Source organism: Methanobacterium sp. (assembly GCA_030017655.1).
Classification (GTDB): domain Archaea; phylum Methanobacteriota; class Methanobacteria; order Methanobacteriales; family Methanobacteriaceae; genus Methanobacterium_D.
This window is the reverse complement of sequence record JASEIM010000026.1, coordinates 1-23,499: the sequence shown is the minus strand read 5'-3', so window position 1 is coordinate 23,499 and position 23,499 is coordinate 1. Positions and strand designations below refer to the sequence as shown.

Here is a 23,499-nt window from a genome sequence, read left to right as displayed (position 1 = left end):
TGCACTGCATGAAAGTGAAAAGGAATCATTGCAGCTTCTGGTTGAAATTGAAGCTATTTATAATTCTGCCCCTATTGGGCTATGCACCCTAGATCGTGAACTCCGTTATACGCGTGTAAATAAGAAATTAGCAGAAATTAATGGCATAGATGCAGAGGATCATATCGGGAAAAAAATTCATGAAATAATTCCAGATATAGCTGAACAGGCAGAAGACATAGCTCGATTTATATTTAAAAATGGCCTACCAGTACGGGATGTTGAATTTAGCAGCATTAACTCTAATGGTTTATTAAGATCATGTACTGAACAATGGGTTCCTTTAAAGGATATTGATGGTAATATTGTGGGAATCAATGTTTCAGTACTTGAAACATCTGAACTTAAAAATATTGAAGGGAAGTTGAAAGAAGCAGAAGAAAATTTAGAAGAAGAGATTAAAGAGAAAATAAAATATGAAAATGATTACAATACTCTTCTAAAATCTTACTCAATTATTAATGGGATAATAGAATGTTCAGATGATTTGATTGCAGCATGGAACAATGATTATGAATTCATAGCTTTAAATAAAGCATATAAAGAAGTATTTAGAAAAATATTTGGTAGAAATGCAAAATTAGGAATGAATATCAAAGATTTACTTTTAGATTCTCCAGAAAATCATTTAGAAGCACTTCACCTATGGGAAAAAGCATTAAAAGGAGAAAAGTGCACTGTTGAAATGGCATTTGATATTGAATCACACAATGTATTCTATGAAACTACCTTTTATCCTCTAAAAAATAAGCAGGGTGACTTAATTGGAGCATCCCATATTGCTAGAAACATTACAGAACATCTAAAATCAGAAGAAAAACTCAAAAAACAGGTTGAAGATTTAAAAATTTCCAATGAAGAACTACAAAAATTAACTAATGTTGCTCCTCTTGACTTAGACGAATCTTTTGAAGATATTGAAAGATTTATACAATCACTGGAGGAACAGTATAAAGATAAATCCGATGAAGATGCCGATGAATTGATAAATAAGTTAATGGAAACTTCTATTTCAAGAGTAGGTGATTTAAATGAGGATTCTCCTTTTGTAGATAAAGTAGATGAATTTAATTCCATATATACTAATTCTATGGTAGATCACGTTATAGATACTTTTAAGGAATCAATTGATGGATATAATGGGGAAATAACTCATGATACTCTCCCTAATATTAAAGGTGATGCTGGACAGCTTCAAAGCGTATTTCAGAATTTGATTTCCAATGCTATTAAGTTTAGGAAGCCGGATGAACCTCCAAAAATCCATATTACAGCAAAAGAAGATAAACAGAACAATGAATACATTTTCCAGATTACAGACAACGGAATCGGACTAAAAAAAGAGTACATGGGACGTATATTTGAAATTTTCCAGCGTCTGCATACGATTGATGAATACAGAGGAAGTGGAATTGGACTTTCTATATCAAAGAAGATAATTGAATGGCATGGGGGACGAATATGGGTTGAATCAACTCCAGGTAATGGATCAACCTTCTATTTCACATTACCAATCAATTATAGTACTATTTAAATAGCATTAATGTTTTATTTAAGTATTTTCTCAGGGGATTATATGGAAAAAATAAAAAAGTTTTTTAATAAGGATAAATTTGCCCATTCCAACGGTATTGAGCTCCTTGAAGTTTCAAAAGGTTTTGCAAAGGCCAAAATGGAAATTAATAATAATCATTTAAATGGAATTGGAACTGTCCATGGTGGAGCTATTTTTACCCTTGCAGATTTTACCTTTGCAGTTGCAGCCAATTCCCATGGAAATGTAACCGTAGCAATAAATGTAAATATTTCTTATGTGAAAGCAGCTTATAGTGGTATATTAACTGCAGAAGCAAGGGAAATATCGTTAAATCCCAGGATTTCAACCTATACAGTTGATATTTTCGATTCTGATGGCGATTTGATTGCAATCTTTCAGGGAATGGCTTATAGAAAGCGTGAAAAAATCGAGGATATTAATTGGAAATAGCCTATACTATAATTTTAGCTATTATAAGGATTAATGGCCAGATTATAAATTCGAAATCGGCCAGTGTATGTGCCGCTGATTCTAATTCATTGCTTGATGCTGAAGTAGCTTTGTTAATATAAAAATAGCCATAAATGCAAAGTATTAGTAAAGAAATTGCACAAAAACTAATAATATTAAAATAAATTCCTAAAATCAGAGGAATAAACGAAATTATATTCATAGAATTTAGTATCTTGATTGTGGATTTTTTCCCCAATATTACAGGGAGTGTTTTTATCCTACTGGCTGTGTCATTATCTATATCCTTCAAATCGAAGAAAATAACATTAATCATAACTCTTAGAAAAATTAAGAAGAACATTATTATAAATGAAAGGTTAATGTCCAGGGAATAATATAAAATAGGGAAAAAAGTACCGCCTAATGCCCATGTTAAGGCTGTATAAATATTTTTGAATAATGGTATTTTTTTTGTTAAATCTTTAAATGCAATATTATATAAAATTCCAATTGTAATTAACAAAATTATGAATATAATGAGATTGAAATTGAAAAACATGATTAGAAGACTGATGAGGAGTATTATATAGAAACTCAAGACATAAGGATATTTTTTGGCTTTTTTTTTAAGAAAACTGGCTCTTTTAGAATTTTCTTGGATATCTTTATCTATATCCTTATAGTAGTCATAACTATAGACAATTAAGGGAAGAATATAAGATATTACTAAAATTGGCAAATCTACTTTAATATTCATTAAACTTGCTGTAAATAACACAAAAGCAGGACTACATAATGCCGCAAAATAGCCACCATAAGTGATTTCATTTCTTATAGTATTCAATACACCATAATCATTTTTTTTTGATTAATATATATGTTAATATTAACACAACCAACATAATTTATTATTTATTAACAGCCTAATAGATATATACTTAAATTTATAAGAAATGACTTATTTAGCTATAATTTAGTAGGTACATAATAATTTAATGATGATAAATATTTAAATTTTGAAATTAGTTTATAATATAAACCCATAATTTTCACTAAAATCGGTAATATCACTTAATTAATTGTTACTTTCTTATCATTTAATATAATATAAATTGAATTTAAAAAAATATATATTGCTTAAATCATATATATAAATAGTTTATAAATAAATTGACTGGAGTAAAACAGAATGAATATTTATGCACTAATATCATTTATTGCATTCATGGTATGTTTTTTTCTGGGAAACTTTATTTATCATAAAAATCCCAAGAGCCAGTTAAATATAATGGTCGCAATATTATGTCTACTTGTTGGCTTCCTGGCATTTACTGAATTTGAGTACAGGCAAGCATATAACTATGAAACGGCTTATTTTTGGTTAAAAGCAAGTACATTATGGCCAATAGTTCCTTCTATTTTATTACATATAGCCATAATATTTACAAAAAAATCTTATTTCTTAAAAAATAAACTTAATTATCTATTGATATATTTACCGGCCATAATTATTACTGCATTAGGATTAACCACTAATTTACTTATAAGCGGAGCTTTAAAACAATATTGGGGTTGGACTTATGTTATACCTGATAATTCAACTTTATTTAATATAATGTCTTTATGGACAATAATTGCAATATTTTTAGCCGCATTTTTATGTCTGAATTACTATTTAAAGTCAAAAAATTTAAAGAGACTTCAGGCAAAGTATATGATTGTGGGTCTTTACTTACCACTAATAATAAGTTTGGTGAGTGATGTAGTTCTTCCTAATATGTCTATAAGAGTTCCTGAAATGTCTATGACAATGTCTACTGTTGGATTAGGCTTAATAAGTTATGGAATCTGGAAATACAGGTTCCCAGCATTAACCACTGCAATTGCAGCAGATGAAATTGTTTCAACCATGTCCAATTTTTTTATTTTACTTGATAGCAAAAGTAATATCTTAAATGTTAACCAGGCAACATGTGATCTTCTTGGATATAAAAGTGATGAATTAATAGGTAAGTCCATAGAACTCATTTTTCCAGCAAACGAAATGCTTTCACTACTGGAAAGACTTTCTAATAATTTAAGCAGGAGAACGTATATCACTAATCTAAAATCAACATTTAAAGTAAAAAGCGGTGATTATGTACCGGTATTTTTGTCTATATCTCTGATTAAAAGTGATACAAATGAAATTTTAGGAGTTGTATGTGTAGGGAGCGATATAACAGATATTAAAGAGGCTGAAGATAAAATAAAATCTTCACTCAAAGAAAAAGAACTGCTTCTTCAGGAGGTCCATCATCGAGTTAAAAATAACCTGCAAATTATTTCAAGCCTACTTAATCTTCAAGCAAGCTACATTAACGATGAAAAAGACCTTGAAATATTTAAAGACAGCCAGAGCCGCGTTAAATCAATGGCATTTATTCATGAACAACTGTATAAATCATCAGATTTCACTAATATTAATTTTAATAATTATATTCACAATTTACTGGCATATTTAAGCTACAGTCATAACTTAGGCCCTGAAAAAATCAAAATGAACATAAATGTAGAAGATATATCTCTTGATATAAATACTGCCATTCCTTGTGGCCTTATTATTAACGAATTAGTGACTAATTCTATAAAATATGCATTTCCAGGTGGAAGATCCGGCACTATAAATATAGAACTTCATTCAGATTATGAAGATGAATATGTTCTAATAGTGGGCGATGATGGAATTGGATTACCGGAGGATATTGACTTTAAAAATACGGATAGTTTGGGCTTGCAATTAGTTAACAGCTTAAGCAAGCAACTTGAAGGTTATATTGAATTAGATAGAACGAATGGAACTCAATTTAAAATTATTTTTAATAAACTGAAATATAAAGATCGGATTTAAATTTTATATTATATACTTTTAAGATATATTAATATCTATAATCATATTTTAATAACATTAAAATACAAAATAATAGTTAAAGTTAGGGTGGAGAAAGTAATGAAAGCAGATGCCTTTAAAATTGCAGATGGTGTTTACTGGGTTGGAGTTTTGGATTGGGATTTAAGAAGCTATCATGGATATACTTTAAAAGGAACCACTTATAATGCATATTTAGTTTTTGGAAAGGATAAAACTATTTTAATTGATAATACATATCCTGGAACAGCCTCTCAAATGTGGGCAAGGATTGAAGATGCTTTCTCTAAAGAAGGCCAAGATTTAAAAATAGATTTAATCATTCAAAATCATGTTGAAAAAGATCACAGCGGAGCAATGGAGGAACTATATAAAAAATTCCCTGATGCTCCTATCTACTGTACTCAAAAATCAGTAGAGGGGCTTAAAAAACATTATAATCTGGATAATGCCAGTTTTAATGTTGTTAAATCTGGTGATGAGCTGGATATTGGTGGTAAAACATTTGCTTTTCTTGAAGCACCTCTCCTTCATTGGCCAGATAGTATGTTTACATTTCTTGTAGAAGAGGGAATATTGTTTTCAAATGATGCATTTGGACAACATTTATGCTTTAAAGAACGATATGACAAGGAAATTCCTGAATATGTCCTAATGGATGCTGCACAAAAGTTCTATGCAAATTTATTAACCCCATTATCTCCCTTAATACTTAAAAAATTCAAAGAAGTTGAAGATATGGGGCTGCTGGATAAAATTAAGATAATTGCCCCTTCTCATGGGCAGGTATGGACAGATCCAATAAAAATAATCAGTGCTTACAGCAAATGGGCTACAGGAGAATGTAAAGATAAAATAACCATTGTTTATGATACGATGCATGGATCGACACAGAAAATGGCACATGAACTTGCAGAAGGAATAATTAGTGAAGATACTGAAGTATACATTTATTTTTTACATGAAGATGAACGAAGTGAAATAGTAAAAGATATTCTGGACAGTAAAGCGGTATTATTTGGAGTTCCAACAATATTTAACGGACCTTTCCCAAGTATTGGTGATCTGCTGTATTATTTAGAAGGTTTAAGATTTGACAGAACTGGATCTAAAAAATTAGCAGTTGCTTTTGGTTCAATAGGATGGGCTGGTGGTGGTGTCAAAAAAATTACAGCTAGCCTTGAAAACTGCGGATTTGAAGTTTTTGACCAGTATCAAATAATATATGTTCCATCAAATGAAGAACTGCAGAATTGCTATGAAATAGGTAAGAAAATAGCCTCTAAAATTAAAAATGTAAAATAAATCATTTAATTGTAAATTAGATTTCCATATTATATTCAATTAAATTATATGTATTGTACAAGTCTTTTTTCCTATTATGTATCAGATTTCGTTGTCTAAAATATTTTATCTTTAGATAATTCTGATAATTTTTAGATAAATTATATATGAAAAAATACATATAATTTATTATAATGATAGAAGGGTAAAAATATGAGAGCTGATAGAAACACCGAATCTGAAATTATGGAGGTGCTAAATAAGTATGCAAAGGCATATTCAGATAAAGATATTAATACTATGATGAGTTTATTTGTAGATGACTCTGATTTTGTGGCGATAGGCACAGGTAAAGATGAATGGATTCAGGGATATAATCAGCTTAAAACAGGATTTAAACGTGATTTTTCCCAAGCAGATAACATTAAAATAGGATTTGAAAAAATTACAATTTCCAATGCAGGTAATGTATCATGGGTATCTGCAATAATGACAATGAACGCGGAAGTTTCAGGAGGAGCGGGTGTTTTATGCGGCCGTTTAAGTATGATTCTTGAAAAAAGAGAGAACAAATGGCTTTTAACACATATACATTTTTCTTTACCTGCAACAGAACAGGAAGAAGGTTATTCATATCCAGATAGTATATATAATTACTCTTATTAAATTATAATTTGTTTAATCTGTCTTTTAATATTTTATGCAGTTGTTCAGACCCAATAATCTTTTCATCATCCAGGTTCCAACTTGATGGGCACATTATAAATGGTCTTGATTGGCAACCACCTAATCCTCCATGGCTACCGATTAATTCTTCAAATGCAGCCACTTCATCTGTTTCAGGATCATAGAAACTGTTTACAAGAATATCTGGAACATATTTAAAACCATCTGTTCTTTTAAGGTGGGTTGCAGCATTTTTACCAAAGTTTTTTAGTGGATTTTCTCCTTCTATTTCATCTTTATCCAGATAATATATGCCTTCAGAACCTATTGCTATTGTTCCATATTCTTCAGAACGAACCATTATAAAACCTACACCTTCATGTTTAACTAAACCCGGAATAAGTTTAGGATAAGCATTTTTTATTTCTTCATATGTAAAACGTTTTGGATACTTTGTAAAGTAAATTAAACCAAGATTTCCAGATGCAAGCACAATTATATTGGTTTCTTCAGCAGATTTAGGTATTTCATTTTTTATTTCAATTTCTTCTTCTTTAATATATTTTAATAATCCTTTTTGAATGAAAGAAATCTTTTTTGCCTCTCTAAAAGCACTTTCCTTTAAATTTGTGGTTTTTTCACGTGCTTGATCTATTTTATCATTTATATATCCCTGAATATTTTCTATGGGCTGGCTGAATGGTTTTCCCCAGTGATCTTCATTAGAGGATAGAATACTGTAGACTTTATTGCCAGTAGGAAGTAGTCTTCGAACTAAAGTTTCCAGAGAATAACCATATCACTGTTTAAAGGTAGCACCGTTACTTTGTCCATGATCTGAAAGGATTATGTTCAAATATTTTCTGGATGCGTATTTGCGTGCATTTTCAATTCTTTTAAATTATTTATCTAACTGTCGAATCACGTTAAAAACATCCGCGTCACGTATTCCGCTTTGGTGTGCTATTTCATCGTAACCATAATATGTTGCATATAAACATCCACTTTCCCCGCTAATACATCTCCGACAACACTGAAAGTGGTTATTTCCCTTATAAATACATTTGCACCGGGACGGATAAATAAATATATAAATGAATGCATAAACCTCTTTTAAGACAAGTTTTGACATTTTTAACTCCCTGTCTAATTCTAGAATAGATTTCAAGACATAACTCCTAAATAAAGTGCTATAGTTCGTGAGAAATTTGCTGGATAGGTAAAAAAAATAATACTATGATTTATTATAAAACAGTTTAAGGTCTTTCAGTTTGCTATAAATAAAAATTACGTTTTCAGCATCACCTGAAAAAAGATTAGATCTGCTGGCACCATTAACGGCTAATAAACCATTACCATCAGAAATTTGGGCTTCAAGAATTTGTGCATTGCTTGAACCATTGGAAGCAACAATTTTATTCCTATTTTCCTTTTCAACCCAGCGAAATGCCGGCATATTTCTATTATTTCCATGTAAAATTCCAGCTTATGATGCCCCTGTTTGAATGGATAAATCTACTTTAAAACCGTTAACGAGTTAGCTTGTTAACCATAAAATTAATGCTTTTAAATGGGAGTCCCACTCCAATGTAGTTATAAGGAATGGCAGGGTATAACGGGTAGTATGGGCTATAAAGTGGCATTTAAAATACCAATAACACCAATAACTAAAAACGCAGTTTCTATACTATTAACGGAAACTTCATTATTTAAATAGGTATCAATAAAAGCCCTAAAACACCAGCTATCCATAATACAACGGTTCTTCCTAAGAACAAGCGTAATGATATATTATTATTTTCAAGAAGCTTCATTTTTATTTATTCTCTTGACTTTTTAAGTTGAAAATTGTTATTTCAGGAGGACAATTGATTCTTAACCAGAATACATTTGTCCCAAGGCCTCTATTCGTATATTGAACCATTTCACCAACCTGATATTTACCAGCAGGATATTTTAAAAAATTGGATCCTCTAATAAAAGTTCCAATGCCTGGAATTATAAATTGTCCTCCATGTGAATGTCCTGAAATTTGTAAACTGAATCTTCCAGTTGTTGAACTGATATCAGCAAAATCAGGTTCGTGTGCAAGCAATATAGCCGGTCCAGATTCAGGTAATTTATCCATTACCAGATCGAGACGATGTTTATCCAGTGTGATACTATCTACGCCCGCAAAGTGCATCATTGCGTCATTATGTTTTAGAGTATAAACATCATTACTTATATCAAGTATACTGCTGTTTTTAAGCACTTCACGAATTTTATCTGCTCCAAGCCAGTGATCATGATTACCAAGGACAGCCAAAGAAATATCATTAGGTTCAAGCATTTTTAAACAATCTGTAAGGTCTTCTACAAGATGATCGATTGCATATGATACAAAATCTCCAGTTATCGCTACAATATCAGGATTCTGTTCATTAACCAGCTCCATAACTCCTTTTAAACGTTCTGTAGATATCCACTGCCCTAAATGAATGTCTGTTATATGGGCAATAATAAATTTATCAAAAACAGGATCAAGTCCGGGAATAATTATGTCAATGGGAACGACTTCAAAATGGCAGGAATCAAATTCATGCATTCCGATTTTTTCCATAGATTTTGACATGGCGATTTGGAGTTTCTTCCGAACTCTGAAATTTTTTAGATCAGGCAAGGGGGTTTCTTTCATCTGTAATTTCCTCTTTTTTTTAATTGATTTAGTCTAATCCTCTAAAAGACTAATTAAGTAAGCATGCATTTCAATTTCTTCACGTGCAATAAAATCTGCTGTGCGCAGTCTTGCCTCTTCACTTTTAAAAGGGAAATAATCCTCATCAAAATATATAGTTAAATATAATATCCCTGATTTCTCCTTTAATTCATCTACAACTTTTTCTTTAAGCTTATTTTTAGTTTCTTGAGTGATTTCGCTAATTCTATAAACTACATAAAATTTATTTAATTTCCTTGAAAAACCATAATCCATCACTTTTACCTGCACATTAATCCCTCAAATAACATTTGTTAAACATTATCATTTAATTTTATGTTTTTATTCATAAATTTTAAATAGCAGGCAAATAAGTGAAATCAATTAGTGAAATGTAAAAGATTGAAGGCATTATACTAAATATAATTTAAATTTTCATATAATATTATTTAATATCGTCTAAAAACTCTTTAATTATCTCTTTTGCTTTTATTATCTCACTTGAACCTAGATGTCCAAAAATAGAATCATATAAATATAGTTTAGATCCCTTAATGGCCTTTGAAAGAGGTATAACATCAATATCAGGAGGAAAATACTGATCCTGATTCACTCCAATAATCAGGGTTTTAGCTTTGATTTTTGATAAATCAGAAGAGAGATCATAAGAAATTGTAGCTTCATTTCGCCATACAATATCGTTAGCATCTGTTTCTTCGCCCTCTTTTTTCATAAAATCCAGTGATTCAAGAATAGATTCATAGGACTTGTTTTTATAATATTCTGGTGAAAAACCAAATAAATAAAGAAGCATGTTTGCGTTTTGAGTCCCTTTTTTAGGATTAATTTTATATTTACCTTCTTTGTATTCTGGATCGCTTTTAATATAGATATTCATTAAATTATTTATTGCATAATTTTGACCTTTAACATTAGAACTTGTAGTGATGGGTATAATAAAATCCATGAAATCAGGATAACTTACAGCCCATTGAAGAGTCTGAAAACCACCCATTGAAGTGCCAATAATTCCTTTAAGGTGTTTAATATTTAGGGCCTCATTTAAAAAGGAATATTGCACATTAACCATGTCTTCAATATTGTATTTTGGAAATTTGTGTCCTAACTTTGATGTTGATGGAGAGGATGATCCTGGAGAACCTAAAGCTGTAGGACAGATAATAAAGTGTTTATCAGTGTCAATGATGTTTCCAGGACCTACTATATCTTTAATACGTTTAACTGATGAATAATCTCCAGATGAGCCATGTAAATAGAGTATTCCATTTACAATATTTCCTTCATCATCTTTAATTTCAGTTCCAAATGTTGCATATTCTACTATTAGTTCAGATAAAGTTTCTCCAGTTGTAAATTTAAAGTTTTTAATTTCTTGATAATTGGGTTTTAACATGATAAATCTCCATCAAAGATTTTTTTTAATGGTTTCTATTATTCTTTTTCTAACGATGTACGGAATTTCTAACACAGGTCGTGGATGCATAGAACCAAAATACCTGTCTTCGAAGATAATACCTTCAAATTCAACTTCATGTCTGTAACGCGGGATGAAATGCCAGTGGATATGTGGATCTGGATTTTCTTTCATATAATCAGCATTCATAAGAGCTCCCCAATTAAATAATGTTGGTTTAAATACTTTTTTTAAAGATGTTTCTAATTGTTTAACCGTTTTTCCAAAATCGATCCATTCTTCATCTTTTAAACCGGATAAAGATCCATAATGCCTTTTTAAAGCAACCACACACGTCCCTATGTTGCTCTGGTTTGGCGCAAGAAAAACAATCCAGTATGGAGTTTCATAGATGTAATCTCCGAAATTTCGGTCTTTTAATTCATCATCGTAACTTCTTTCCATGCTATCAGTCCCCTATTAAGTCAATTAAGTTTTTATGAGTCTCATCATTTCATTACCACCTAATCTAAACTCATAATTTACTTTTTCTATTTTTATATCTGCCTTTTCCATTAAATCATGTTCTATTTGCTTTACAAACTCTGATTTCATGGCTTTATGTTTAACAAGGGGATAAATTCTGACTTCATCACCTACTCTAATCATTTCATTTATTGAATTGAGATGAAATTCATAACTGAGTCTGTGATCATAAATAAAAAGAAGATGAGAGCTTAGAACGAGTGAAAAAGCATTATCATTAAATGGTAGCTTTGTTAAATCTGCTTTGATGTATTTTTTACCCCTATGTTTTGTATAATCTTTTAGAAATTCATTTTGTGCTATGAGCCGATGTTCTTTAAGTTCATGAAGGTTTTTAAAATAATTCCATTTAAAATGATGTTTTAATGGGGATAATGCACTAATTAGTACATTTAAATGGTTTTCGCAGATATCTTTTAGAAATTGAGGATCTTTGTCATACAGTAAATCTAAGGCCGTTACTGTATATCCTTTCTTGTTCATTACAGCTGCAAAAGAACTGGCTCCAGCAGCACAGTCCAGTATATTCTTATTTTTTAATAAATTGAGGTTAAGACTGAACATTTTAATATATTCATCAAAGCTGCGTGCAGTAAATAGTGGTCCCTTTGACATATTATTCAATTATAATTTAATTTTTTGGTGATTTTATACAATTTCAATGTTTAACATTAAAACAATTTTTAAGTAAATATATCTTTATCTAATTGTTTATTAAAATTTTATTAAAATGAAGAAAGATAAACTAATTAAACTATCAAAAATTCTATAGTTAATATATATGAAATAGCCAAAAAAATAGAAATCATTTTAGTGAGTTAACATAATTAAAGAGCTAAAAACATGATCAAAATTCTTCTCTTTCTTCATCTGATGTTAAACCTTTTTCAACATAATTTAAAAGTAATTCATTCATTTTCATGCCTTTTTTAATTGCCATTATCTTTATTCTGTTTCTTAATTCTTTATCCCCTCGAAAAGCTATCTGTACCATACTCCAGAGTTATAAATTTTAGTATATATATATTTATCTTTTTATTATGTTATTTTGTTAACAAATTAGTTAATTATTTATATAACTAAGTGAATACTAATATTATCAAATGCTTAAGGTAATTTGATTAATTATAATGGTTTAGTTTACAAATGATCTAATCCAGAATATCAAGTTACATATTTAAATAGATATAGGTGAAATTTTCATTTGAAAAACATATATTAGGGGGTAATTTAAATGGAAAATGATGAAACATGTTTTAATTTGTTAGATATGGCATATAAATGCAAACCCGCTGATTTAGAATCTATGCTGGAAAGAATAGAACTTGCAATCAAAAATAGTGAACTTACCGATAAATCTCTTTTAAGGGCTAAAACAGTGATTACCTGTAAATTAGCATCATATTATTCTAATGATTATTAGATAAAATTAATTTCAGATACGTTTATTTAAAATAGTGATAATTTAGATATTAATAGTTCCTGAAGAATTAAAAGATATTAAGACAATTCTGGAAGGCTTATTTTTGTTATTTTATGTTAAACCTATCCTGTAAATATTTCTGTTACTTTCCTAACAGCTTTAGTTTTAACAAGAATTGAAATTTTGGTATTTTCCTTTAAAACGATATTATCTTGAGGAATTACGATACCACTGTTATAGATGGCGCCAATTATATAATCATCTGTTGGACTCACTTCTCCAACTGTTTTTCCAATAATTTTCTTGTTTTTAATGGTGACGTCTATTAATTCAGCATTTCCTTTACCACAAATTACAAGATCTGCTACTTTTGGTCTGGTAATTAGCTTTTCAAGATAGCTTGCTGCGGTAAGTTCCGGGCTTATAACATGATCAATTCCAACTTTTTTAAAGGCTTCTTCATGGTCTGGATTGGTTACTCTTGCAATGATTTTAGGTGATTTATATTCCCTAACAAGGATACTTGCTAGAAGATTTGCTTCATCGTTCCCTGTTGCTGCTACAAATACATCTGCATCCCTAATATTGGCTTCTTCTAATGTTCTTTTATCTGTTCCATTACCACAAATAACCAGAGCGTCCATTTCACTTGCAGCAGTAGTACATTTATTCTGGTCATTATCAATGAGAGTAACATCATTTCCATTATTTATTAATTTTAAGGCAAGATTTCTGCCTACTCTACCATTACCCATTATTACTGCATACATAATAATCCTCAATAGTTTAGACCTTTATAAGATGTGATAAATGAGTATTTATAATTTTTTATTCTAATTGGAATTAATCTTTCTCTTTTTTAGATAATACATTTTATTAGATAAATATAATTCAAAATAAATCAAATAATGGATTTATCTATAATTTATCCAGCTCCTTTAAAGCATCCTTAAATTCTGTTTTTATTATATTTTCATTATCTAACATTAATTTAAGTTCAAATGCGATTGTTTTTTTGTTAATTTCTTTATTTCTGCCTTTAAGGTTTTCATATGCAGTTTTAATTGCTGGATTTTTATCTGCAAGCATATTCAGCTTTGAAGTTTCTTTATCATCTGTTTCGACTGTTTCAGCATCAACTACTTCAAGATTACAGGCTTTAGCATTGGGATTCCATGATTGAACAGCTTTAATCTTAACCTTTTCAACGTTTTCATTAATATTTTTCCTGAATACCTTGAAATTTACTGAATAACTATTTTCTTTATTTAATGGGGTATTATTAAGGGCATGGTTTAAACTATCCATCAATGTATAAACTCTACCTCCTTTTTCACCATATATATCATCTGATTCCGGGTAATACGATGTAGTAAAGCCACATATCCATATTTGTTCATTTTTGTGGTCGGTTATTATAACAAAAAATTCATCGATATCTGTTTTTTTTAACCTGCCTTTTTTTCATTTCTCCAATAAAAATTTCGCCTGTAATTTCATCTCCAGGTTCCAGCTGGTTTAAAAATTTGGTTTTATATTTATCAGTACTTTTTTTACTGCCTTTTTGAATTCTCAGATAAAAGCATAAAAACACCTGTGAATGATTTTTTCAAAAAACAATTCAACCCATAGATTATCTAATTTAATTATTAAATATTTAGGGTATTAATGAATTAAATATCATTTATTTACAATTTATATAATTCTTTGTATAAATATTGTAAAAATTGTATAGAATGAAATTCAGTTCCATTAAACCTTTTAAATTGCATTAAATCATATACGTAACTTATGAATAAAATAATTAAATGCACATCTCACGATGGAAATTTGAAATATGTTTATATAATAGTTCTAAAATTATTTAAATAAGAAGATATTTACTAAGAAACATAAAGCTAATTTGGTGATTATTGTGAAAGATAACGAACTTAAATCAATTGCAGTTAGAGCATTCAACAACCTAAAAAGCGTTGAGATAGCAAAAAATCCTGACGCATCAGATGAAGTAGGAATGGACGTAAGAGACATACTACTTGGATTTGACTCAAAAGAATTTCTCAGTAACGCTTTAGAAGTTATCAGTGAAAAAATGGACACTGATAATGATGAAGAAGCAGAAGTTCTTGCTGTTGTAATAACAAGAACTCCTATAATGACTTCAAATGGTCAATGGTTCATTGAAATGGATGCAGATGACTTTGCAAGTTATTTTGCAGATATTTAATATAAAAACCATTTATTTTTTTAATAAATTATTTTGCATCAATCTGATTGATTATGGCCTGATGCATCCTTCTTATGAATTCAATTCGCTCCTCATATTTCAAAACATCTAAGTAACACTGCGAGACAAGATTAAATGCAAATGGTGATGGAATTTTAGTATCAATCTTTTTAATTTCAAGCTGACCACTTTCAATCATATTTAGAACCCGTTTTGCATTCTTAACATCCATAAAGTCTTCAATTACTTCTCTTCGTGCTTCTTTAAGAATTGAAAAATTTTCATCCAGTTCTTTTATAAATTTGAGAAGGATTTTACCCTTTACCTGTTGTCGTGAAACACTTTTTTCTCTACCCTTATATCTTCGCAGTATCATTAAAGATCGTCCAGCACAGTGCCTGAATCTCCCTGCAAGAGTTTCGGTTTTATCAATGGCATTAATTAAAATATCCTTAATATTTTCACTATTAAGTTCTTTAAACGCTTCAAAACCTCCAATTTTACCTTCTGAACTTAAATAAAACCCATTGTCTGATATGGAAATCATTACGTCTCTTTTATATTTTTTAGCAATTACGTATGCTACGGCCCGGGAAAGAGCATCATTAACCCGTCTTCCAAAGCAGGTATGAAATACGACAAATCTTCTATCTCCAAATCCCTTATAATGTTCAATTAGAAGAGTTCTATTGCTTGGAATCTTTGCAAACAGGTACTGCTCCCTGAAATATTCATAAATTGAATTTACTGCATTTTGGTCAACATACAGATATTCACTGATGAATTCCATTATTTCCTTTTTATTACGTCCATATTCAAATTTACCTGCAATAATTGCTCGAAATCTTTGAATCTCAAGTGCAAGGTCAAAAGATAATGGTAACTGCTCAGAAAACCATGAAGGAATGCTGGGAGGTCCTGAAGATGGTGTAACATTAATGGTCATTCCCCGGGCATAATTAAATCTGTAGATTTTTCCTCCAAGTACGAATGTATCTCCTTTTTGAAGTTTTTCCATGAAATCTTCTTCTACATGGCCAACGACCTTGCCAGCGCATTTAACCCTTGCAGACGATCTATCGGGGATAGTACCTATATTTGTAGAATAAAGCATTCTGGCAAGCTTCCCCCTCTTTCCAAACATATTAGTATCATAATCTACCCATATTTTTGCATATACATATCTTTCTTCCAAATCCGTATATTCTCCAGCAAGATAACTTAAAACGCTTAAATAATCATTTTCGGTTAAATTCACGTAACAGTAACTTCTTTTTATCATCATGTAAGCTGTATCAATATCCTGTTTGCTTTCAATGGCCATTCCGTATATCTGCTGTGATAAAACATCCAGACAGTTTTGGGGAATATTTATTTCATCTATTTTACCTTCAAGAGCATTTTTTAAGATTAAAGAACACTCAACAAGGTCATCCCTATCTACTACAATAATTCTTCCCTTAGATTTATCATGAAGTCTATGTCCACTTCGCCCTATCCGTTGAAGAGCTCTTGAAACAGACTTTGGAGAGCTTACAAGAATAACTAAATCAATATATCCAATATCTATCCCTAATTCTAAAGATGTTGAAGATACAACGACTTTTAAATCTCCATTCTTAAGTTTATCTTCAGTTTCAAGTCTCAATTCCTTTGAAAGAGATGAATGATGAGCCATGATATTATTGTCATTATATTTACCTCTAAATCTCTTTTTAAGGTTAAATACAACACTTTCTGTCCCACTTCTTGTATTTGTAAATATTAATGTAGTTTTATGTGATTGTATAAGTTCATCGAGGAGGTCGTATGTAGCTTTGTTCATTTCTTCAGGATCTGAGTTTATTATATCGTCTACTGGGCATAATACCTTCATATCCAATTGTTTGATGTAATTAACATCAACGATTTTACATTTCCGTGGAATATCATCTACTTCAAAACCTACCAGGTACTGTGCAACTTTTTCCAGCGGATGGACGGTTGCACTTAAACCTATTCTGGTAAATCCGCCTGCAAGATTCTGTAATCTCTCTAAAGTTAAACTTAAATGAACACCTCTTTTATTATCTGCAAGAGAGTGAATTTCATCCACTATAACATATTTTACATCCCTTATTTTCTCTCTAAACTTTGGAGCGCATAGAAGAATAGATAAAGTCTCAGGAGTGGTGATCAATATATGTGGCGGGTTTTTAAGCATTTTTGATCTCATATACTGGCTTGTATCTCCAGTTCTAACTGCTTTTCTAATTCCAAGTTTTCTACCTGCAATTTTTTCTATTTCATATAATGGCTCTTCTAAATTCTTTTCAATGTCATTGTCAAGGGCCTTAAGAGGAGATATATAAATACAGTAAACTTTATCCTCAATCTTTTCCATATCTGAGAGCATTGTTAACTGGCTAATTATTGAAAGAAAAGCAGTTAAAGTTTTACCAGAACCTGTAGGAGATGAAACAAGTATATTATTCCCTTTATGAATATCAATAATTGAGTATCTCTGGGATTCAGTGAATGTTTCAAATTTGTTTTTAAACCATTTTTTGACCCATGGATGCAGTAATTTATAAATTTCTTTATCTTTATACGCTTTTGTCTGTTTTTCTATCATTTCTATCCTTATTTTAATTTATTTTTAACTTTTAGTATGTTATTTAATTGGCCAAATGGCAATACTTCAAAATTTTCTATTCCAAATACTTCAAATTCATCTAAAGATATTCCTTTAAGGAACGGAGATATTGATTTTTCCCGTAATATGTCTGATCCTTCACTTATAAAATTAAATGAGGGCATAACTATCATGTTTTTATTATTCCAGTTTCCTTTAAGGAAACATTTTATTTTTTCGACCCTTTCTCCGCTTCGAAGTCCAATACTTGGATGTTCATGTCCAATTATTATATTATCTTCTTTAATTTGGTTTTCAGGGATTTTATCTCCATGTAATACAAGAAAATTTTCTACAGAGTAATTATCATATACATGTAACCCTTTATTTTCTGCTATAAATCGTGTGAAATTATCGTGATTTCCCTTAATTAAGATTATTTCATCAAATTCTTCTTTTAAGAAAGTAATAAAGTCTTCAATCTCCTTAAATTCTTGTTTACTTATCTTTCCAAATTCATGCTTTAAATCACCGTTTACTATGATTTTTTTAGCGTCAGTTCTGGATAAAATTTCTTTAAGTCTTTTGAGAATCTTTTTATACTGAAGTCTGGGGATCATAAATCCCTGTGCATTTAAAGCACCCTCGTATCCAAGATGCAAGTCAGATATAATTAAGTAATCATCTATTAAAAGTGCAGAGTCAATAATTTTTGCACCGTATATTGCTTCATTTTCCAAATAAAACTCACCACTTCATACTTGTGTAGTAATGACAAAAACAGGATTATCTTACCGTAGATCTTATACTTTCGTTAGGTAACAATAAGATGTACATTAGTATTTATATTACTTTCTGTTTTTTTAAATAAAATAAAAAAAATTAATAATATTGCCTTTCATTTAGTTCGAATAGAAAAATATTAATTGATTATCAAGATATAATAGTAATATAGATAATTAAATGAAATTAAGGAATTCTAATAATTATTTTAATAAATTGAGATGGGATGATATTGTGAATGATGAAAATAAATCTTTAGAAGATTTTATACTTAATTTAAAAGATGATGATGCTGAAGTTAGAAAGAGAGCTGCAGAAGAAATTGGTAAATCAGAAAATTCTAATGGGATTCAAGCTTTAATTGAAGCATTTAAGGATAGTAACCCTGAAGTACGGTTTCAAGCTGCTAAATCTCTTGCTTTAATAGGAAAACCTGCAGTAAAACCCCTGATTAATGCCTTAAAAACTGATGAAGATGGAAATATGAAAAAGTACGCTACTCTTGCGCTTAAAGACATAGGAGATACCAGTGTTGTGAATAACCTGATAGATGTTTTAAATGATGAAAACTTTGCTGTAAGGAAATTTGCAGCAAAATCACTGGGAGAAATGGGAGACTTAAAAGCATTAGACCCTTTAATTGAAACTTTAAACGATGATGATTGGGGAGTACGAATGGCTGCACTTAAAGCCCTTGGAGATTTGGGTGATGAAAGGGCTGTTGATCCTATTAAAAAAGCACGAAGAGCTGCAAAAGGGGATAAAGATTTCAAAAAAGTGGCAAATAAGGCATTGAAAAAAATCATTAAATGATCCGCATAATATCTTTTAGATTCTATTATAACTGATTAAACGCTTTTATTTACGGTCATCTTTTTTTATAATTTTTTTTAGTAAACTGCTCATAACTCCTTTTTCTTCTAAACCTTTGATTGTTTTATCTTTTTCACGAACAACATTCCAGAGTAATTCATGGCTTTTTTTCAGTTTATTATATTCCTCTTTAGTTATTTCAATTTCATTTGTTTTAATGCGGAGAGATTCTTTTTCTAGAGTACGTAAATCTGTTAATCTTTTTACTTCTCTTTTTAATCCTTTGTTCTCACTTATAAGATCATTATATTCATTATTAATTTTCATTATCTCCCTATTTTTTAATTCAAGCTCTTTTAGCGCATTAGCATAGTTTTCTCTGATAACAGCAAACTCTGATTCAATCTTTTTTAATTTATTTTTAGTTTCGTGAATACGTTGAATATCCTTGTCTCTATCTTTCAAAGAAAGTTCTAATTCTTTAATTAATGACGCTGCATTTTTTGATTTCTCTATTTCATAATTAAAATCATCATTACTTAAAATGACGATATCCTCGACATTTTCAAACTTGCTACCTTCTATTTGATCCTTTTTAATTGGAATCATGTATCTTCTGGTAACATGTTCTTTACCGTCTGCAGATTTTTTCTTTGACTTTCTCTCATATTTTTTAAGTTTGGTTTGCAAGACAGGGATTTCATTCATTATTATAAATATAATAAAACATTAGTATAAAAACATAACGTATTATCTTACAATTCACTAAGAAAATGTCCACATGGCAGTTCCCACAGATAAAACATCATGTACATTTTTAGATCGATTAAATCTATTTTTTTAATAATAAATTATTTAGATAAAGAAATACTAAAATTGGTATATGAAAAATAATGCATCTGAAAAAATACCTATTTACTCCGTGGAAAAAGGAAAGATGGTTTTCATGGAAAAAATAGAAAAGACAGATGATGAATGGAAACAAATTTTAACGCCTGAACAGTTTAATGTAGCAAGAAAAAAAGGTACGGAACTTGCCTTTACTGGAAAATACCATGATTGTCATGAAGACGGCATTTACAAGTGTGTTTGTTGTGATATTGATTTATTTGATTCAAAAACGAAATTTGAATCTGGCACTGGCTGGCCGAGCTTCTGGAAACCGGTTGCAGATGAAAATATTAGGACTGAGGTGGATAAAAGCCATATGATGATCAGGACTGAAGCATTATGTGCATTGTGTGATGCTCATCTTGGACACATTTTTGATGATGGACCACCACCTACAGGTAAACGATATTGCATGAATTCAGCTTCATTAAAATTTGTAAAAAGACCTTAAATTAATTATTTTTTTCACTGTAGAAAATTATCAACAGTATACCTATTAAAGAATTTAATATTGATTCCTCTGTAGAAATTTTTCTTATCATTTTTAAGGTTAATTAAGGTAATCTTATTATATTAAACCAGTATTCTTCAAGATTTTTTAGAGTTTCTATAAAACGACCCACATTGGCTGGTTTAACTACATAAGAATTTGCATAATGTGCATAAGTTTCGTATATATCTTCTTTGGAACTGGAAGTTGTTAGAATTACTACTGGAATTCTTTTGAGTTCCTTGTTATCTTTAATTTTAACTAAAACTTCACGACCATCTTTTTTGGGTAGATTTAGGTCAAGCAAGATTAAATCAGGAAAATTTCCTTCATTTGAGTTGATCTTATCATAAAGATAATCCATTGCAGCTACACCATCAGTTACAACGTCAAGTTCTGTATCTATTTCTGTTTCTTTAAATGCTTCTTCAACTAAACGAATATCAGCAGGATTATCTTCAACGAGCAAAATATTAAATGATCTAGCCAACATAATAACCCCTATATTAATACTATATTTTATATGATTAATATATTTCCTTTTTAAGAAGTATATAATACTTAAGTGCCGATAATAAAATATGGAGGCAACAATATGAATTTGAATAAGTCACATAATTTGGAACCGAAATCCAGGGAATTAAGGAAAACTAGAGAAATAGAATTAATAATTGATGAATATATTATGGAACTTGTAAAAAATGGAGAGATAAATGATTTATTTCAATTTAATAAAGAAATGGCTAACATTATAATGTTTTTAGCAGAAAATGATAGGGATGGCACTCTTTTTACTTTCATAACTGATTATTTAAAAAAGATAATAGATAAAGGGAAAGTAATACGGCAGGAAAAAGGAATATAACTACTTTTAGGTGTATGGATTGGATTAAAAATAGAATATAATAAGTAAAAATGTTATAGTATTAGTTATAACTTATAACATAATTTTTTCTATTGAAAACACTCAATATTTAAAAATATTCTTCTGTTTTATATCCTACTATAATTTCATCCTAAATATTAACAAAATGAAGTTCCAGCGCCATTTTAACACATTTCAATCAAATTTTTGCCTATTCATCTTATATGCAAGATCATAGCCAATAAATTCTAAATATTATGCTCTTTAAAATATGCTATAGTATTTTTTCTATACTCATTTGCTCATAGTTTTATATCAATATATTTCTTTTAGACTTGACTTTTAGTTTTTAAAATAAAATTTAATTATATGTTTTAAACAATCTCATTTAAGTTAAAAACATAGAACATGTTTTTAATAGTCTACTTGTCATATTATATGCTTTATTATAGTTTTCCCATCCTGGAATCTCATAAACAAATGTCTTGTAACCAGATGATGCTAATGGCTTGGAAAATTTTATTGCTGATGTTGAATGTTCCTTTATATTATCTGCTCTGTAATAATTGAAGTCCCCCAAAGTTTTATTAACTAAATCGGCCAATTTAACTGATTCTGCATCCATTTCGGGCGTTGCAATATAAAAACCGCTACCATATCCGGGTTTATGGTCATGGCATATAATTACCAGGTCAATGTTTGATTTCTTAATATCAGAAAGTATATAATCGGCAGCTAAATCTTCTCCACTACGTCTCCCAATTTTATAGTTTTCAGGATTATTAGTAACTGTAATATCATAATTTACAATCCCTAAATTTGAAGAAGAAGCGTATTTATGTATAACATCACCTGTGACCCTTTTTGAAAGTTTTTCTCGGGGATGTATTCCAGTAACAAAGGCAATAACATTCGTGTTTAATGATGAATTCTGATATAATATCTCTTTTGTAACATATCCTCTATCATCAGAACCTAAAATAAACTTATTTGAAATTTCCTGATCATATGATGCTGGGATGTAAAAAATGTTTAGGAATATCATAAATGCAATTATCAAACATGATGAAAACAGTAATAATGGTTTTTTAGATATGGAATCATTTCGTGCACTGGTTAAAACATCGTAATAATCCTGATATTGATAATATTCATTGATGTCCTCAACTAAAATAAGATCTCCACCGCACTGACAATAATCATAATCTTCTGGAGATTCATTTTCTTTAAGTTTGTAATATCCATTACATTTTTTGCATATTAAATACATATCTTGCACAAATTTTATTTATCCAGCTTATATATAAATTTTTTAATAAAACTAACTTTTTAAAAATTTGAATTCTTTAAACTTGCCATATTTCAATGGTTTAGTATATATGGGACGATTATTTTTCCTGTAGTTTTGAAGTTGAAAAAAATTCTATTCTCTGAACTTTCGAAAATTTTCGATTTTTGAAGGATTTGATTTATTATGTATCACATTTAATATAGAATTTTGTCCATTAATAACTTAATATTAACTAATTAACTATTTTAAATAAAATATCATCTTAAAATAAAAATATAGGGCCATATGAATTTATTCAAATACCTTATAACTTTTAATTCTCTTGAATATCCGTTAAATTCTAATACAATTTTAAAATAGGACAATATGGATATTTTAGTGACATAAAGAAATATGGGAGTAGATAATACATTATTTGATTAGTCTCTTAATTAGTTTTATAAGAATTTAAATGAGAGAATAATGGGGAGTTGAATTTGAAAAATAATAATCTAATAATTCTAACTTTGGCATTTGGAATGTTTTTATGGTCATTCAGTGCAGGAATAGTAAATATC

At 29.6% G+C, this 23,499-nt stretch carries 27 protein-coding genes; 10 read left to right on the top strand and 17 right to left on the bottom strand.

Annotation, left to right across the window (positions count from 1 at the left end):
- Together QMD61_10035 and QMD61_10030 are read left to right on the top strand one after the other, a co-directional pair.
- Nucleotides 1–1,573: ATP-binding protein (locus QMD61_10035; GenBank protein MDI6724971.1), on the top strand; the 1,573-nt coding region annotated here is incomplete at its 5' end.
- Between the two features lie 42 nt (nucleotides 1,574–1,615).
- Nucleotides 1,616–2,026: a PaaI family thioesterase gene (locus tag QMD61_10030; GenBank protein ID MDI6724970.1), complete on the top strand. Its 411-nt coding sequence runs from the start codon at nucleotides 1,616–1,618 to the stop codon at nucleotides 2,024–2,026.
- 1 nt (nucleotide 2,027) lies between these two features.
- On the opposite strand, the gene QMD61_10025 is transcribed toward QMD61_10030, so the two are convergent.
- A complete protein-coding gene (locus QMD61_10025; GenBank protein ID MDI6724969.1) occupies nucleotides 2,028–2,873 on the bottom strand; it encodes a UbiA family prenyltransferase in 846 nt (281 codons plus the stop codon).
- A 345-nt stretch (nucleotides 2,874–3,218) separates the two neighbouring features.
- Here QMD61_10025 and QMD61_10020 point away from each other — a divergent pair, with 345 nt between their 5' ends.
- The 3 genes from QMD61_10020 to QMD61_10010 all read left to right on the top strand — a co-directional run bounded on the left by QMD61_10020 (nucleotide 3,219) and on the right by QMD61_10010 (nucleotide 6,887).
- The gene (locus QMD61_10020; protein ID MDI6724968.1) at nucleotides 3,219–4,919 is read left to right on the top strand and encodes a histidine kinase dimerization/phosphoacceptor domain -containing protein; all 1,701 of its coding nucleotides are present in this window, start codon (nucleotides 3,219–3,221) and stop codon (nucleotides 4,917–4,919) included.
- Nucleotides 4,920–5,018: 99 nt separating this feature from the next.
- Nucleotides 5,019–6,242: an FprA family A-type flavoprotein gene (locus tag QMD61_10015; GenBank protein ID MDI6724967.1), complete on the top strand. Its 1,224-nt coding sequence runs from the start codon at nucleotides 5,019–5,021 to the stop codon at nucleotides 6,240–6,242.
- A gap of 192 nt (nucleotides 6,243–6,434) precedes the next feature.
- Entirely contained in the window at nucleotides 6,435–6,887 is a 453-nt protein-coding gene (locus tag QMD61_10010; GenBank protein MDI6724966.1) for a nuclear transport factor 2 family protein, read from the top strand.
- A 1-nt stretch (nucleotide 6,888) separates the two neighbouring features.
- On the opposite strand, the gene QMD61_10005 is transcribed toward QMD61_10010, so the two are convergent.
- The 9 genes from QMD61_10005 to QMD61_09965 form a co-directional block, all read right to left on the bottom strand.
- Nucleotides 6,889–7,380: a hypothetical protein gene (locus tag QMD61_10005; protein MDI6724965.1), complete on the bottom strand. Its 492-nt coding sequence runs from the start codon at nucleotides 7,378–7,380 to the stop codon at nucleotides 6,889–6,891.
- Nucleotides 7,381–7,788: 408 nt separating this feature from the next.
- Complete coding sequence (locus QMD61_10000) at nucleotides 7,789–8,019, bottom strand: hypothetical protein (GenBank protein MDI6724964.1); 231 nt, start codon at nucleotides 8,017–8,019, stop codon at nucleotides 7,789–7,791.
- A gap of 102 nt (nucleotides 8,020–8,121) precedes the next feature.
- Nucleotides 8,122–8,343, bottom strand: a complete 222-nt coding sequence (locus tag QMD61_09995; protein ID MDI6724963.1) for a hypothetical protein — start codon at nucleotides 8,341–8,343, stop codon at nucleotides 8,122–8,124.
- 360 nt (nucleotides 8,344–8,703) lie between these two features.
- A complete protein-coding gene (locus QMD61_09990) occupies nucleotides 8,704–9,564 on the bottom strand; it encodes a metallophosphoesterase (protein ID MDI6724962.1) in 861 nt (286 codons plus the stop codon).
- Between the two features lie 33 nt (nucleotides 9,565–9,597).
- Nucleotides 9,598–9,876, bottom strand: coding sequence for a hypothetical protein (locus QMD61_09985; protein MDI6724961.1), 279 nt, complete (start codon nucleotides 9,874–9,876; stop codon nucleotides 9,598–9,600).
- A 154-nt stretch (nucleotides 9,877–10,030) separates the two neighbouring features.
- Nucleotides 10,031–10,999 (bottom strand): alpha/beta fold hydrolase, encoded by a 969-nt coding sequence (locus tag QMD61_09980; protein ID MDI6724960.1) that lies wholly within the window; start codon nucleotides 10,997–10,999, stop codon nucleotides 10,031–10,033.
- A gap of 12 nt (nucleotides 11,000–11,011) precedes the next feature.
- On the bottom strand, nucleotides 11,012–11,464 hold the full coding sequence (locus QMD61_09975; GenBank protein MDI6724959.1) for an HIT family protein: 453 nt from the start codon (nucleotides 11,462–11,464) through the stop codon (nucleotides 11,012–11,014).
- 24 nt (nucleotides 11,465–11,488) lie between these two features.
- A complete protein-coding gene (locus QMD61_09970) occupies nucleotides 11,489–12,160 on the bottom strand; it encodes a class I SAM-dependent methyltransferase (protein MDI6724958.1) in 672 nt (223 codons plus the stop codon).
- Between the two features lie 232 nt (nucleotides 12,161–12,392).
- Nucleotides 12,393–12,539 carry a hypothetical protein gene (locus tag QMD61_09965; GenBank protein ID MDI6724957.1) on the bottom strand — a complete coding sequence of 49 codons (147 nt, stop codon included), beginning with the start codon at nucleotides 12,537–12,539 and terminating at the stop codon, nucleotides 12,393–12,395.
- Nucleotides 12,540–12,779: 240 nt separating this feature from the next.
- Between QMD61_09965 and QMD61_09960 the strand changes: the two genes are divergently transcribed.
- Nucleotides 12,780–12,968, top strand: a complete 189-nt coding sequence (locus QMD61_09960) for a hypothetical protein (protein ID MDI6724956.1) — start codon at nucleotides 12,780–12,782, stop codon at nucleotides 12,966–12,968.
- A gap of 122 nt (nucleotides 12,969–13,090) precedes the next feature.
- On the opposite strand, the gene QMD61_09955 is transcribed toward QMD61_09960, so the two are convergent.
- Nucleotides 13,091–13,738, bottom strand: coding sequence for a TrkA family potassium uptake protein (locus tag QMD61_09955; GenBank protein MDI6724955.1), 648 nt, complete (start codon nucleotides 13,736–13,738; stop codon nucleotides 13,091–13,093).
- Nucleotides 13,739–13,886: 148 nt separating this feature from the next.
- Nucleotides 13,887–14,279: a hypothetical protein gene (locus tag QMD61_09950; protein ID MDI6724954.1), complete on the bottom strand. Its 393-nt coding sequence runs from the start codon at nucleotides 14,277–14,279 to the stop codon at nucleotides 13,887–13,889.
- 604 nt (nucleotides 14,280–14,883) lie between these two features.
- Between QMD61_09950 and QMD61_09945 the strand changes: the two genes are divergently transcribed.
- Nucleotides 14,884–15,195 carry a hypothetical protein gene (locus QMD61_09945; protein MDI6724953.1) on the top strand — a complete coding sequence of 104 codons (312 nt, stop codon included), beginning with the start codon at nucleotides 14,884–14,886 and terminating at the stop codon, nucleotides 15,193–15,195.
- Nucleotides 15,196–15,223: 28 nt separating this feature from the next.
- Here the strand turns inward: QMD61_09945 and QMD61_09940 are convergent, their stop codons facing one another.
- Nucleotides 15,224–17,809 (bottom strand): ATP-dependent helicase, encoded by a 2,586-nt coding sequence (locus QMD61_09940; GenBank protein MDI6724952.1) that lies wholly within the window; start codon nucleotides 17,807–17,809, stop codon nucleotides 15,224–15,226.
- Between the two features lie 8 nt (nucleotides 17,810–17,817).
- Entirely contained in the window at nucleotides 17,818–18,549 is a 732-nt protein-coding gene (locus QMD61_09935) for a metallophosphoesterase (protein MDI6724951.1), read from the bottom strand.
- Nucleotides 18,550–18,823: 274 nt separating this feature from the next.
- Here QMD61_09935 and QMD61_09930 point away from each other — a divergent pair, with 274 nt between their 5' ends.
- A complete protein-coding gene (locus tag QMD61_09930; protein MDI6724950.1) occupies nucleotides 18,824–19,405 on the top strand; it encodes a HEAT repeat domain-containing protein in 582 nt (193 codons plus the stop codon).
- 45 nt (nucleotides 19,406–19,450) lie between these two features.
- Here QMD61_09930 and QMD61_09925 read toward each other — a convergent pair whose 3' ends face one another.
- Nucleotides 19,451–20,095 (bottom strand): hypothetical protein, encoded by a 645-nt coding sequence (locus tag QMD61_09925; GenBank protein MDI6724949.1) that lies wholly within the window; start codon nucleotides 20,093–20,095, stop codon nucleotides 19,451–19,453.
- A 247-nt stretch (nucleotides 20,096–20,342) separates the two neighbouring features.
- Here QMD61_09925 and msrB point away from each other — a divergent pair, with 247 nt between their 5' ends.
- Complete coding sequence (gene msrB / locus QMD61_09920) at nucleotides 20,343–20,747, top strand: peptide-methionine (R)-S-oxide reductase MsrB (protein MDI6724948.1); 405 nt, start codon at nucleotides 20,343–20,345, stop codon at nucleotides 20,745–20,747.
- Between the two features lie 103 nt (nucleotides 20,748–20,850).
- On the opposite strand, the gene QMD61_09915 is transcribed toward msrB, so the two are convergent.
- Nucleotides 20,851–21,279 (bottom strand): response regulator, encoded by a 429-nt coding sequence (locus QMD61_09915; GenBank protein MDI6724947.1) that lies wholly within the window; start codon nucleotides 21,277–21,279, stop codon nucleotides 20,851–20,853.
- Between the two features lie 102 nt (nucleotides 21,280–21,381).
- Between QMD61_09915 and QMD61_09910 the strand changes: the two genes are divergently transcribed.
- Nucleotides 21,382–21,651, top strand: coding sequence for a hypothetical protein (locus tag QMD61_09910; GenBank protein MDI6724946.1), 270 nt, complete (start codon nucleotides 21,382–21,384; stop codon nucleotides 21,649–21,651).
- Nucleotides 21,652–22,039: 388 nt separating this feature from the next.
- Here QMD61_09910 and QMD61_09905 read toward each other — a convergent pair whose 3' ends face one another.
- On the bottom strand, nucleotides 22,040–22,921 hold the full coding sequence (locus QMD61_09905) for a hypothetical protein (GenBank protein MDI6724945.1): 882 nt from the start codon (nucleotides 22,919–22,921) through the stop codon (nucleotides 22,040–22,042).
- Nucleotides 22,922–23,499: the final 578 nt, after the last annotated feature.